Origin of the sequence: Chitinophaga sp. W3I9, assembly GCF_050434025.1 — a bacterium.
In the GTDB taxonomy this organism is placed as follows: domain Bacteria; phylum Bacteroidota; class Bacteroidia; order Chitinophagales; family Chitinophagaceae; genus Chitinophaga.
In genome coordinates, this window is record NZ_JBNPWC010000001.1 from 1085166 (window position 1) to 1098409 (window position 13244).

The window sequence follows — 13244 nt, forward strand, 5'->3', positions numbered from 1 at the left end:
CCCGTAACTGCACTCTAAAATTTGGGAGTTATGAAGTTTGAAAAGATTAAGAACAAAGGACAGGCAAGATTATTTGAAAGCCAGTATCTTGAGATGCTTACCAAAACGCATCCGTTGGTGATCTGGGGGCTATATTTGCCCATTATTGGCTACATGCTTTACTATAGCCACAATACCTTAGGCTTTACACCCGGTTCAGTAGCAGGTATATTCTTTGGGGCCATGTTATTCTGGTCTTTTTTTGAATATATCATGCACCGGTTTCTGTTTCACTTTGCGAGCGACAGCCCCAGGGTGCAGCGTTTTATTTATGTAATGCATGGTAACCACCATGAGTACCCCAGAGACAAACAGCGTTTATTTATGCCTCCGGTACCAAGCCTGATACTCGCGTCCGCCATTTTTGGTGTACAATATATCTTCCTGCGTGAAATCACGTTTATGTTTTTCCCCGGCTTTATCTTGGGATACCTGATTTATGGGAGTATGCACTACGCCATTCATGCGTGGAACCCGCCTTTACGGTTTATGAAGCCATTGTGGCGTAACCATCACCTCCATCACTATAAAAGTGAGGATAAGGGTTTTGGGGTAAGTTCGTCCGTATGGGATCATGTATTCGGAACCTTCTTTGACCTGGAAAAGGAAAAGGAGGACAAGGAAAAAGTGAAGGAGCTAACATTTTAAATGTAAACAAGAAGGGGTGATGCTTAGCATCACCCCTTCTTGTTTACCATCTTTCTTCATCATCGGGCAAATCGTTTTGTTTATAGGTGGCCCGGGAAATTATCTTCTGCAGTTGTCTTTCTATAATGAGCGCAGCAATGGATTTATAAGGGTCTTCCCCTGTAGCGGCGGCATTCTCCAGTATTCCTTCTACCTTTTTCTCCGCCACATCTGTACGATAGAGCAGGAATATAAACCTGGAGAAATTTTCGCTGATCAGTTGCTGTAGTTTGCCCGCCAGTATTTCTTCCAGCAGTTCATAACTAACATTCACGGGCACACTTATTTCGAAGTTGTCCTGTGTCCAGGCAGCTGTTTCCTGGAGATATTGCGCTGGCTGTGCGGTCATTATTTCATTTGTTTGATCTTGTAGGAGGCGTTGGTAACTACTTTTACCGGTACTTTCAGGTCATGTTTTATACGTTTTGCCTTATCGGCCTTGTAGGTATAGTTACCGGACATATCGGTGTTTTGTACACAGATGCTGGGTAAGCCGCTGCTGCGGTTTATCAGGTAATTGGAAGAAGTGGTGCCGCTGATTTCCGCGGTAGCTTTGATCCCGTCATCCAGGGTGAGCATCTGCACCTTATCGGTATTGATTTTTGAGGTACCGCCAATTTTTGCTGTTTGTGCATCCCATGTCTGCAGGTTCCAGTAAAGATCTATCCGGCCTACCAGTCCGCCGCGCAGGGGTACATTTTCTTCCCACTGGGTGCCGGTTTTAATGCCATGTGCGGGGTACATGATCAGCAGTTGTTCTAACCAGCTCTGGAACGCTTCTGTTCCGAACTGGTCTTTCATCAGTTTCCTGTAGGCTTCCTGTTCATCCTTTTTAAGGGTGCTGAAAGCGCCGGCGGCGTTGTCCAGGATAGTTTCCAGCCCGTCTACCTTATTGATGATACCGGTGGTTTGTATTTCTACAGTAAAGGGTTGATCCAGCACTTTTTTCAGCCCGGCCTGGAAGGGTTCTTCCTGTTTGGTGACCTTTGCATCTACAAAGATGTTCTGATTTTTAGCGTTGAAATTGAATTTCAGATCCTTGTACCGGAAAGTGAGGATGGTTTTGCCTGGTTCTACGGAGGTTACCTCCATGGTAATGATGTTGTTGTAATCGCGGGTGGTTCTTTGTACAATTTCATTCACCGTCATATAGGTTTCGCTCCTGCTTTTCTGTTCCAGTTCAAATAGCTCTCCTTTATTGAAGGTATAGTTGAGGGCTACATATTCCTGTGCTTTAACGGATAAAGACAGTGTTACTACCATTGCAATCAGTCCCAGGATTCTTTTCATTATCATTTTTATTTTATCAGACATATTTTTCGATCACCCCGAGGCCAAACAAGGCAAAATCATATTTGGCAGGATCATCAGGATCCAGTTTCTTCAGCTGGTGTGTGAGCGCGGTGGCTGTTTTCCAGTCGGCCTTTGGCTCGGTTATAATTCCCAGCCTGGTGGCCACTCTGCTTACATGTACATCCATCGGGCACACCAGTTGCGAAGGTGATATGTGCTGCCAGAGCCCAAAATCCACGCCATTTTCGTCATTTCTCACCATCCAGCGTAAATACATATTCAATCGCTTGCAGGCAGAGTTCTTTGCCGGTGTGGCGATGTGCTTAACAGTTCTTTCCGGGTGTTCCAGTGCAAAAAATACTTTCCGGAACCCCATCAGTGCTTTTTCCACATTTTCATCCTGCGGGGTGATGTGGGCACTGAAGGCAAATTCCAGCGATGTTACATTGGTGTAATAATGCTGGAGAAACTCTACAAAGTACAGCAGATCCAAACCGTTGAAAGTACGGTGACAGAAGGAAAGTAATTTCATACGATCCCGCGGCTGGTGATGACGGATAAAGTCATACGGCGAATCATCCATCATTTTCATCAGTTCCGTGCATTTGTTGATAATACTGGTACGGTTTCCCCATGCCAGTACAGCAGCAAAAAGGCCGGCGATTTCGATATCCTGCAATACACTGAACCGGTGCGGTATGCTAATAGGATCATTAGCTATAAAGTCCGGGTGATTATAGTATGCCGCCTTGGCATCTAAAAACTCCCTTAATTTCTGGATCTTCATAAGTTTAATCACGTGTATTACCACAAGCCTTTTTACACCGGAATCTTCAATTCAGATATAAAAAGGCGCTGGATATGGTTAGGATAAATATTTACGCTTCCCGGTAAAGATAATTTTTACCGCATAAGAATTAAAATCTATTACTTAGCCGATAGCTTTTGCAAGATCTTCGGTAAGATCATCTGCATCCTCAATACCCACGCTCAGCCGGATCAGGGAGTCTGCGAGCCCGTTCTTCACTCTTTCTGCACGGGGAATAGAGGCGTGTGTCATGCTGGCGGGATGGCCTATCAGCGACTCTACTCCTCCCAGTGATTCTGCCAGGGCAAATAAATGGGTGTTGCTCAGGATCCGGTTAGCCGACTCTATGCTATCATCTTTCAATGTAAAGGACATCATGCCCCCGAAGCCCCTCATCTGCTGTTTGGCAATATCATGATTAGGATGGTCTGTAAATCCGGGCCAGTATACTTTATCCACTCTGGGGTGGTTACGGAGGAAATTAGCGACTATTACCCCATTTTCACAATGACGCTGCATGCGTACATGTAATGTTTTGATTCCGCGGAGCACCAGGAAGCAGTCCTGTGGACCGGGAACAGCGCCGCAGCTGTTCTGGATAAAATACAGTTGTTTGGCAAGGTCTTCATTTTTTACGATCACGGCGCCATGTACCACGTCGCTGTGGCCTCCGAGGTATTTGGTAGCCGAATGCAGCACGATATCGGCGCCCAGGTCAAGCGGATTCTGGAGATAAGGCGATGCGAAGGTGTTATCCACACATAAGATGACTTCACTTTTGCGGGCTATGGTGGCACAGGCCGCGATATCTATGATTTTCAGCAGCGGATTGGTTGGCGTTTCCAGCCATATCATCCGGGTTTGGGGGGTAATATGGGCTTCTATGTTCCGGGCATCAGACATGTCGATGAAATTGAACCGGATACCATAACGTTCAAACACCTTGGTAAAGATCCGGTAGGTGCCACCGTAAAGATCGTTGGTGGCAATTACCTCGTCGCCGGGGCTCAGGAGCTTCATCACTGCATCTGTAGCTGCCAGGCCGCTGCCGAAAGAAATGCCATGTGTGCCGTTTTCAATGGCTGCCAGTGCGTTCTGAAGGGCGTCGCGGGTAGGATTCTGCGTCCGGGCGTATTCGTAGCCCTTATGCACTCCGGGAGCACTTTGTACGTAGGTAGATGTTTGAAAAATTGGCGTCATAATGGCGCCGGTAGACGGATCGGGAGCTACACCTGCGTGTATGAGTTTAGTACCCAGCTTCATGTCTTTAATAGTTTAGATGATCAATTTCTGATGGTCTCCAAATATACTCCAGTTTTTGCGATTGGAAATTCGCCAATTGATAAAGGGCAAACTTGTCCGTTTTAGCTTATATTAAAATATGATGGCATAAATTCCAACGGTTACGAACATTTTTATATCGTTCACCAATTAGCAACTAACGAATATGAATAAACCTGCTACATTCGTTTTAGGTTTTTCATAGGATATGGTTAAAATTCTTAAGGCGGTATTCTTACCGCTTTTTCTTTTTACAACAACAACTGTATAAACAGTTTTCGTATAAACGTTACCGGGGCGGGATAAAAAGCAGCAGAACACTGCTTTTTATCCCGCCCCGGTGGCATTTTATAATGTACTGATTACTTCTTTTTTGCGGTGGTGGCGCCTTCGGTCCATTTAATGGGAAGACTTACGCTTACTTTATCCCAGGCGATAATCAGGTTGGCGCCGGGATCGCCTTTCTCAAATACCATGGTGAAGGCTTCTACTGCTGTATCCAGTGATAATACCGGGAGGGCAGTTCTTACCACATCTTTTTTCTGATCGTATTTAAAAGCACCCCATACGTCGGTGTCTCTATTCAGGATGATGGTCCATGTTTTTTCTGTTGGAATGGCATACAGGGTATAACGTCCTTTCGGGATGCTTTTACCAGCGATGATCACGGGCCGGAAGAATTCTATTTCAGTGGCTTCGTTAGCGCCCAGGCGCCATATTTTGCCATATTCTTCCAGGTTCCCGAAGATATCCCTTCCTTTGGTTTGGGGACGGCTGTAAATTACTCTGGCTACCAGTGTTCCGGGTTCGCCTTTTACTTTTACAACATAGGGATACATGACAGGGTAATAGGCCATGTCCATCGGGCTGGCATCGAGTGGAGGCAGTTTTTTATCCTGCGCAGCGGCGCTTAAGCTGATTAGGCCCGCTACAAAGGCAAAAAGGAGAACTTTTTTCATCATCCTGGAAAGCTTTATTTCTTTTATAGATTATTGGCGGCAAACCTACCTTTTTTTAAGGAATCTGAAAAGCGTAGTTCTCTCATTTAACAAGCTGTTAGCGGTTTTCAATTTGCAACAGTCCTTCCACATAAGTTTGCAGCTCAGGGAAGAAATCCTGGTAGCATTCTTTCAGGGCGGCATAATGTTCCATAAACACGGCAAATACAATATTGCCATCAGTTTCCAGGTATTTGGCCCGCCGGGCTACACCCCTGATAGAGCTGGAAATTCCTTCTGTAGTATGATAGTTGTAGAGCCAGTTGTAGGCCTGCATATATTCAAACATCTGCAAAAAAGCTGGTGGCAGCTGTTCTGTGCGCTGGTTAATCTGGTTATAAACGTAACGGGCAAACGAATACAGGGAATCGTTTGTAAAGCGTTCCGGATCAGCAGCCAGGAAATGATCATATACCAGGTCAGTGAATACGCCGCTATATAATCCGCAGGAGGGACGGAAAAACTGTTTAGCCCTGGCCGTTACCGGGTGTTGGTCAGTAAAGTTGTCGATGGCCCGGTGTATCCGGATGCCCTGCTGGATACCTGCTGTGTAAACTGCCATGTTTTTCCTGCCCTTTACAAAATCTGCAATAAGGTTACCGGTGATCAGCTCCGGTTCACGAAAAGATAAGTAAGCATGGGCCAGGTGGTTCATCATCTCAAGATACGTATTTATACAGCAATTGGCAGGGATCGGTCCATGTCTTAAAATCTTATCCATTTTAACAATTTCTTAACTCTCAGCCAAGCAACATTGGCAGGTTGGCACCAACAAACAGGCTATGGCTGGTCTGAATAGCCGTATGTCCGCCACCGGTCAGGCGGACGTTCATTAACGGATAGTCCAACTAATCATGTACCCCCACCAGTAAAGTATGCCTTGACCACTGGGCACTTCCCGGCGTAGCTTTGACTTATCGAAACAAAAAAAATTACAATCACCATAAATTTTTTCCGCCATGAAAAAACTTATCTTATTAGTCAGTGCAGCGCTCCTGTTGAGTGCCAATGTGCTTCTCGCAAGCCCTTATGAAACTACTGTTAACAAAAGGATCAACAGTACCTTCAATGAATCTTTCAACGGTGCTACCGATGTAAAATGGTACACGGATGATAATAGAACGTTTACCGCCAAGTTTACCATGAGTAATACAAAGGTGACTGCCTTCTTTAAAGAAGATGGCACCCTGCTGGCTACCTCCCGGTACCTGCAGGCAGAACAGCTGCCACTGAAAGTACTCAGTAAACTGAATAAAAAATATTCCAATACCAGCGTTTATTGTGTAGTGGAATATGCTTCTTCAGACAACGTGGTATACTTTGTAACACTGGAGGGTACTGATACCTGGACTGTTGTCAAAACCGATGCGGATGCCAATATGAAAGTATACAGCCGTTTGAAAAAAGCTTAGTTTTAGTAGTGTTAAAAATACAGGGTCCGGGGCATTTGCTCTGGGCCCTTCTGTTTTATCCCCACGCCCCTTGCCCCTGCAAAAATTATCTTAACTTTGCCACCTGTTAAGGCTTTATTAGCCAGACTGTTAATGTATAAATGATTAAATGACATGAATAAGGGACCTGTTTCTCAATTTATCCAGCACCATTACCGCCACTTTAATGCAGCTGCATTGGTGGATGCTGCCAAAGGATATGAAACACATTTACTGGAAGGTGGTAAAATGATGGTGACGTTGGCCGGTGCGATGAGTACGGCTGAACTGGGCATTTCTTTCGCGGAAATGATCCGTCAGGGTAAAGTGGATATCATTTCCTGCACAGGCGCTAACCTGGAAGAGGATATCATGAACCTGGTAGCACATACACACTATAAGAGAGTACCTAACTACCGCGACCTGAGCCCGCAGGAAGAATGGGATCTGCTGGAGCAGGGCTTTAACCGCGTTACAGATACCTGTATCCCGGAAGAAGAAGCATTCCGCCGTATTCAGAAGCATATCTACAAAATATGGAAAGATGCTGAAGAGGCCGGTGAGCGCTATTTCCCGCACGAATTCATGTACAAGCTCCTGCTGAGCGGTGTAATGAAAGAGCACTACGAAATTGATCCAAAGAACAGCTGGATGATTGCTGCTGCCGAAAGAAATATTCCTATCATTGTTCCGGGATGGGAAGACAGTACCATGGGTAATATCTTTGCTTCCTACTGCATCAAGGGCGACCTGAAAACGTCAACCATGAAAAGCGGTATTGAGTATATGATCTACCTGTCTGAGTGGTACCGTAACAACTCCGCTGGTAAAGGTGTTGGCTTCTTCCAGATTGGCGGCGGTATTGCCGGCGACTTCCCGATCTGCGTGGTGCCGATGATGTACCAGGATCTGGAATGGACAGATGTTCCTTTCTGGGGTTATTTCTGCCAGATATCCGACTCCACCACTTCTTATGGTTCCTACTCCGGTGCGGTGCCTAATGAGAAAATTACCTGGGGTAAACTGGATATCCATACACCTAAGTTTATCGTAGAATCAGATGCTACTATTGTGGCGCCGCTGATGTTCGCGTATATCCTGGGATGGTAATTAACTATAAGATATGATTATATAGAAGAGCAGCGGGATATTACCTCCGCTGCTTTTTTTATAAGATGAATAATTCGCCGGCGATTCCATCTGCGAACAAGCGACCGGCTTTTGTTAACCGCAAGGTTTCCCCTATCCGCTCTATGCGGCCCATCTTAATATACGGTTCACTGTGCGCCAGTAAATGAATGGTATGATCGGCGCCGAACTTCTCTGCCACCCATTCCAGGTTACATCCGGCGGAAGTACGGAGGGAGGTCATGATGTATTCGTTGAATTGCATGGCCGTAGTGAGCGACTCTATTTCAAAGGGCACGGTACCTGCCGTGATGCTCTTTATGTATTGGGCATTATTGGCGATGTTCCATTGCCGCGAAGCGCCGTTGAACGAGTGGGCCGACGGGCCCAGGCCAAGATAGGGCTTACCCTGCCAGTAGCTGCTGTTATGCCGGGACTGCCATCCGGGTAAGGCGAAATTGGAGATTTCGTAATGTTCATAGCCGGCGGCTCCCAGCCATTCCATCAGCATTTCAAAATGCTGCGCTGCTTTGTCCGGATCGGTAGCCGCCATCTTCTTTTTCTTTATAAACTGATCCAGCGCCGTTCCCGGTTCTACGGTGAGCGCATAACACGATAAATGCGGGATGCCCAGTGCAATGGCCTGTTTCACATTTTGTTCCCAGCCTTCATTGGTAAGCGTGGGGCCTCCGTAAATTAGGTCGATGGTGATATTCTGAAACCCGATGTCCTGCGCCTGTTTGATACAATCCAGTGCCTGCCGGCTGTTATGCGCCCGGTTCATCCAGGTAAGGTCTTCTTCGTGAAACGACTGCACGCCTATGCTGAGCCGGTTGATGCCGGCAGCTTTCAAATGGGCGAGTTTTTCAGCGGTGAGGTCGTCGGGGTTGGCTTCCAGGGTAATTTCCGCATCCTCCGCTACTGCAAAGGTGGCGCGCAGGTGCGACAGCAGCGCTGCGAGTTCCTCTTCCTTCAGCAGGCTGGGTGTGCCGCCGCCAAAGTAGATGGTGTGTACCGGGGCCTGCGCGAGATAATCCTTTTGCAGCGTGATTTCCTGCAGGATGCTATTGACCATTGCCTCCTGCTGCGACAGCGAGGTGGAAAAATGAAAATTGCAGTAGTAACAGGCCTGCTTGCAAAAAGGAATATGTAAATAAATTCCGGCCATGACGTTTTATGATTGTTTACCCTTATTGGCCGCAAAGATACCTTCTTCCCTTTACTACACTCCGGTCAACTATGGACTATTTTAATATCTTTGCGATATCATAATTACGTTTCCTTTTTGTTATGTGGGCAGGACGTTGTTAATTGCCGTTGATTCCTTTGTGTGGGAAACGGGTTATTGAAAAACCGATTTAAAGTCATTGCAAAATATTTTCCTGGTGCGAAACTGGTTACTGCTGTTATTCATTTTAGGTTATTTGCCCGTTTTGGCACAAACAACAGATTCCGCTGCGGTGCCGCCGGCAGTAAAGAAAAAGCCGGTGATAACCCGTACAGCCGCAGATTCATTGCGCGCGAAGGCGCGTACCGCTCCTGTTAAAAGAGACAGCACCAGGGCTGCTTTACCGGCAGTTGCGCGCATAAAGAAAGATACCACAAAGCTCGTGAAGGATACTGCCCACCTGAAAACAGATAGCCTGACATTGGCGGCAGTACCCAAGGTGAAGCCGGTATCAGCATATGATCTTTACCTGAAGAAGATATCGCAGGAAAACGTCTTCCTGAGACCCGGCAAACCACGGTTCGTGGATACCAACCCGATAAGGCCTTACCGTAATATGGACTGGCTTATTTACCTGATGGCGGGAGTATTGTTGATCCTGAGCGTGATACGCCTGGCTTACCGGAAATATTTCTCGGATCTGTTCCGGGCATTCCTGAATCCTACGCTGAGCCAGCGGCAGCTAAAGGACCAGTTATCGCAATCGCCTTTTCCCAATATGTTGCTGAATATTTTCTTCGCTATTGTACTTGGGCTGTATTTTTACCTGGTATTGTACCGTCAGCAGGTATTTCCGCAGGCGGAGCCCTGGTTGCTGATACCGGGTTTAATAGTGATGGTGGCTGTGGTGTATGGATTTAAGTATGTGATGCTGCGTTTTTGCGGCTGGCTATTTGGGAATTCTGAGCTGGCGGATGCTTATATTTTCATTCTTTACCTGATCAACAAGATTTTGGGGGTGTTGCTGGTGCCGTTTTTGGTGATAATTGCCTTCTGTACACCCGAAATAGCGCGCACTTTCCTATATATATCCTTGTTTTTTATTGTATTACTCATTATCTACAGGTATATTAGATCTTATTCACTGGTTAGGCAGTACCTATCTTTCAGTAAATTGCATTTTTTTCTTTACCTTTGCGCATTCGAAGTAGCGCCTGTTTTAATATTAACCAAGGTGCTGCAGAATATCTGGTTAACTGGTAATCCCTGATTATCGCCTATTGTTAACACAAGAGCAAAAAACGTATGATAAAAGGCGGGCCAAAAAAAGATTTGCAAGGAAAACAAATTCAGTCAATCCTAATTTCTCAACCTAAGCCTGAAACAGAAAAGTCACCCTACTTTGATCTGGCCAGGAAATTCAATATAAAATTGGATTTTTATCCGTTCATAAGGGTGGAAGGTTTGCCAGCGAAGGAGTTCAGAAAACAGAAAATCGACATTCTCAGCTTTACGGCGGTAATTTTTACCAGTCGTAACTCGGTAGACCACTTTTTCCGGATTTGTGAAGAAATGAAGATTAAGGTGTCACAGGACTGCAAATACTTTTGTATTACAGAAGCCGTGGCGTTGTATCTGCAGAAATTCATTCTTTACCGGAAACGGAAGGTATTTTACGGAGCAGACGGTTCTACCAAAGGAGTACTGGAGGTGATGAACAAACACCGGGATAATGAGAAATTCCTTTTCCCCAGCTCTGATAGCCAGAAGAAAGATATTGAAGAATGGCTGAAAGCAAACAAGTGCGACTATGCTACCGCTACGCTTTATAAAACTGTTTCTACAGATGTAAAGGAAGTATTGGCTGCTACTGCTTATGACATGATCGTGTTTTTCAGTCCTTCCGGCGTGAAGTCACTGTTTGAGAACATGCCTGAATTTGTGCAGAACGGGACGCATATCGGCGCCTTCGGTCCTACTACTTCCGCTGCGGTGGAAGAAGCGGGGTTAAGACTGGATGTAAAAGCACCGCTTCCGCAGGCGCCTTCTATGGCAGCTGCGCTGGAGCAGTACCTGACTACATTAATAAAGAAGTAAGCAATTTTTCTGCGATAAAATTGAGCAGGGGTGGCGTAATGCCATCCCTGCTTTTTTTTGCTGCGATGGCAATGCAGGGGCCGGTTTCAAAATATTTCTTTGTAATCCTGAAAAAATAAATTTCTTTGTAGAAGAAATAAGAAGATCAATCATTATTATCGCGTAGGGGGAATCCATGAATAAGCTTATCAGTGAAACCAGTCCATATCTGCTGCAGCATGCGCATAATCCTGTAAACTGGTATCCGTGGGGGGAAGAAGCCCTGCAACGTGCGTTGCAGGAGGATAAACCTATATTGGTAAGTATCGGGTATGCCGCTTGTCATTGGTGCCATGTAATGGAGCGGGAAAGCTTTGAGCAGGAAGCTACAGCTGCCATCATGAACGAACATTTTATTAATATTAAGATAGACCGGGAGGAAAGGCCCGATCTGGATCATATTTATATGGATGCCGTACAGGCTATGACCGGCGCTGGTGGCTGGCCGCTGAATGTTTTTCTTACACCGGATAAAAAGCCTTTTTATGGTGGCACTTATTTCCCGCCGGTGAAAGCATACAGCCGTCCTTCCTGGACAGATGTGCTGTTATCCCTTGCTGATGCATTTCAGAATAAACGGGAGGAGATTGAAACACAGGCAGATAACCTGGTACAGCATATACAGCAATCAGCCCAGTTTGGGCAGCAGCCTGGGTTGCATCTTGATATTCCCTTCGAAGAATTATTTACCAAAGCGCAGTGTGACACCATTTGTGAAAATATACTGAAGCAGGCCGATACCCGGTGGGGCGGTTTTGGCCGGGCGCCAAAGTTCCCGCAAACCTTTACCATTGCTTACCTGCTGAGGTATCATCATGCGTATCAGCATCCGGAAGCGCTGCAACAGGCGTTGCTGTCGCTGGATAAAATGCTGCAGGGAGGCCTCTATGATCAGCTGGGAGGCGGGTTTGCCCGCTATTCCACCGATGAAAAGTGGCTGGCGCCGCATTTTGAAAAGATGTTGTATGATAATGCGCTGCTCCTGGATGTGTTGTGCGATGCTTATCAGCTGACACATAACGAAGTATACGCTCAAACGGTCAGGGATACGATGGACTTTATCACCCGTGAAATGACCGCTCCCGGAGGGGGCTTCTATGCTGCCTTGGACGCTGATTCTGAGGGTGTGGAAGGAAAGTTTTATACCTGGAGCAAGGTGGAGATTCATCATATCCTGGGGGAACAGGCAAAGCCTTTCTGCGAGTATTATGATGTAACGGATCATGGCAACTGGGAGGAACAGAATATTTTATGGGTGCAACAGCCGCTGCTGGATTTCGCGGCAGAAAAAGGATATGATGCGGATATTTTCGGCGCCATGTTAAAAGGCTGCCGGGAAAAGCTGCTGGCGGTGAGGGCTAACCGTATCCGGCCGGGATTGGACGATAAGATCCTGCTGGGATGGAATGCCATGATGGTACATGCCTGCTGTAAAGCTTATGCGGCACTGGGCATACCAGCTTACAGGGAGATGGCTATCCGCAATATGGATTTCTGTTTATCGAATTTCCGCCAGGAGGCTGCCGGTAGTGCATTTTACCATACGTGGAAACAGGACCAGGCGAAGTATCCGGCGTTCCTGGACGATTATGCGTGTTTGGTCCGGGCGCTGATAGCGTTGCAGGAAGTTACCGGCGACACGCGGTATTTATATGAGGCGCGTGATATTACGGCCTTTGTGATCGCTCATTTCAGTGATGAAGCCGGGCAGTTCTTTTACTATACCATTGAGGGTCAGAATGATGTGATTGTGCGGAAGAAGGAAATCTACGACGGGGCAGTGCCCAGTGGAAATGCGGTGATGATGCAGAACCTTTGGTACCTTTCCGTTGTTTTTGATGAGAAGGAATGGGCGAACCGTTGTGTGGGAGCCGTTTCCAGCCTGTCGCAAACGATAGTGAGATACCCTACCTCCTTTGGCGTGTGGGCGAGCCAGTTATTACAGCTGGTAAAAGGTACCCCCGAATTGGCCATTGTCGGAAAAAATTTCAGGGAAAGAATGGATGAAGCGGGAAAATGGTTTATCCCGTACAGGATTCTTGTCGGCGCAGCAAAAAATATTCCGGCGATTCCCCTGCTGACCGGGCGGGAGCAGGAAAATGACACTTTAGTTTATTTATGTAAAGATTATCATTGCATTAAGCCCGTACATTATATAGAAGAAATTATTAATTTAATACAATAATTATGTAACTTGCCTCTCGTAAGGGAGGCTATTGATTCAATAAATGTTATTACGTTTATATAATAAAATGTTAAAAGGTGCGTTTAAACTA

At 46.2% G+C, this 13244-nt stretch carries 13 protein-coding genes; 6 read left to right on the plus strand and 7 right to left on the minus strand.

Going from position 1 to position 13244, the window contains the following annotated elements; all coding sequences use genetic code 11:
- Window positions 1–30 precede the first annotated feature (30 nt).
- Window positions 31–687 carry a sterol desaturase family protein gene (locus QFZ51_RS04750; RefSeq protein ID WP_370909145.1) on the plus strand — a complete coding sequence of 219 codons (657 nt, stop codon included), beginning with the start codon at window positions 31–33 and terminating at the stop codon, window positions 685–687.
- A gap of 43 nt (window positions 688–730) precedes the next feature.
- On the opposite strand, the gene QFZ51_RS04755 is transcribed toward QFZ51_RS04750, so the two are convergent.
- The 6 genes from QFZ51_RS04755 to QFZ51_RS04780 all read right to left on the minus strand — a co-directional run bounded on the left by QFZ51_RS04755 (window position 731) and on the right by QFZ51_RS04780 (window position 5764).
- A complete protein-coding gene (locus QFZ51_RS04755) occupies window positions 731–1075 on the minus strand; it encodes a hypothetical protein (protein WP_429043709.1) in 345 nt (114 codons plus the stop codon).
- The gene (locus QFZ51_RS04760) at window positions 1075–2016 is read right to left on the minus strand and encodes a DUF6263 family protein (RefSeq protein ID WP_429043710.1); all 942 of its coding nucleotides are present in this window, start codon (window positions 2014–2016) and stop codon (window positions 1075–1077) included. The genes QFZ51_RS04755 and QFZ51_RS04760 overlap by 1 nt, the downstream gene beginning before the upstream one ends.
- A gap of 16 nt (window positions 2017–2032) precedes the next feature.
- Window positions 2033–2806, minus strand: coding sequence for a TIGR02757 family protein (locus QFZ51_RS04765; protein ID WP_370909148.1), 774 nt, complete (start codon window positions 2804–2806; stop codon window positions 2033–2035).
- 144 nt (window positions 2807–2950) lie between these two features.
- On the minus strand, window positions 2951–4090 hold the full coding sequence (locus QFZ51_RS04770; RefSeq protein ID WP_370909149.1) for a cystathionine gamma-synthase: 1140 nt from the start codon (window positions 4088–4090) through the stop codon (window positions 2951–2953).
- Window positions 4091–4470: 380 nt separating this feature from the next.
- A complete protein-coding gene (locus tag QFZ51_RS04775; protein ID WP_429043713.1) occupies window positions 4471–5070 on the minus strand; it encodes a DUF2911 domain-containing protein in 600 nt (199 codons plus the stop codon).
- 94 nt (window positions 5071–5164) lie between these two features.
- Window positions 5165–5764: an ACP phosphodiesterase gene (locus QFZ51_RS04780; protein WP_429043715.1), complete on the minus strand. Its 600-nt coding sequence runs from the start codon at window positions 5762–5764 to the stop codon at window positions 5165–5167.
- A 301-nt stretch (window positions 5765–6065) separates the two neighbouring features.
- Between QFZ51_RS04780 and QFZ51_RS04785 the strand changes: the two genes are divergently transcribed.
- Both QFZ51_RS04785 and QFZ51_RS04790 read left to right on the plus strand, forming a co-directional pair.
- The gene (locus QFZ51_RS04785) at window positions 6066–6518 is read left to right on the plus strand and encodes a hypothetical protein (RefSeq protein ID WP_370909152.1); all 453 of its coding nucleotides are present in this window, start codon (window positions 6066–6068) and stop codon (window positions 6516–6518) included.
- 153 nt (window positions 6519–6671) lie between these two features.
- A complete protein-coding gene (locus tag QFZ51_RS04790) occupies window positions 6672–7646 on the plus strand; it encodes a deoxyhypusine synthase family protein (protein ID WP_429043718.1) in 975 nt (324 codons plus the stop codon).
- Window positions 7647–7704: 58 nt separating this feature from the next.
- Here the strand turns inward: QFZ51_RS04790 and hemW are convergent, their stop codons facing one another.
- A complete protein-coding gene (hemW, locus tag QFZ51_RS04795; RefSeq protein WP_429043721.1) occupies window positions 7705–8832 on the minus strand; it encodes a radical SAM family heme chaperone HemW in 1128 nt (375 codons plus the stop codon).
- Window positions 8833–9049: 217 nt separating this feature from the next.
- On the opposite strand from hemW, the gene QFZ51_RS04800 reads away from it, so the two are divergent.
- From QFZ51_RS04800 to QFZ51_RS04810, 3 genes are all read left to right on the plus strand, one after another.
- A complete protein-coding gene (locus QFZ51_RS04800) occupies window positions 9050–10102 on the plus strand; it encodes a DUF4271 domain-containing protein (protein ID WP_429043723.1) in 1053 nt (350 codons plus the stop codon).
- A 35-nt stretch (window positions 10103–10137) separates the two neighbouring features.
- Window positions 10138–10929: a uroporphyrinogen-III synthase gene (locus tag QFZ51_RS04805; RefSeq protein ID WP_079469908.1), complete on the plus strand. Its 792-nt coding sequence runs from the start codon at window positions 10138–10140 to the stop codon at window positions 10927–10929.
- Window positions 10930–11104: 175 nt separating this feature from the next.
- Complete coding sequence (locus QFZ51_RS04810; protein WP_429043726.1) at window positions 11105–13153, plus strand: thioredoxin domain-containing protein; 2049 nt, start codon at window positions 11105–11107, stop codon at window positions 13151–13153.
- Window positions 13154–13244: the final 91 nt, after the last annotated feature.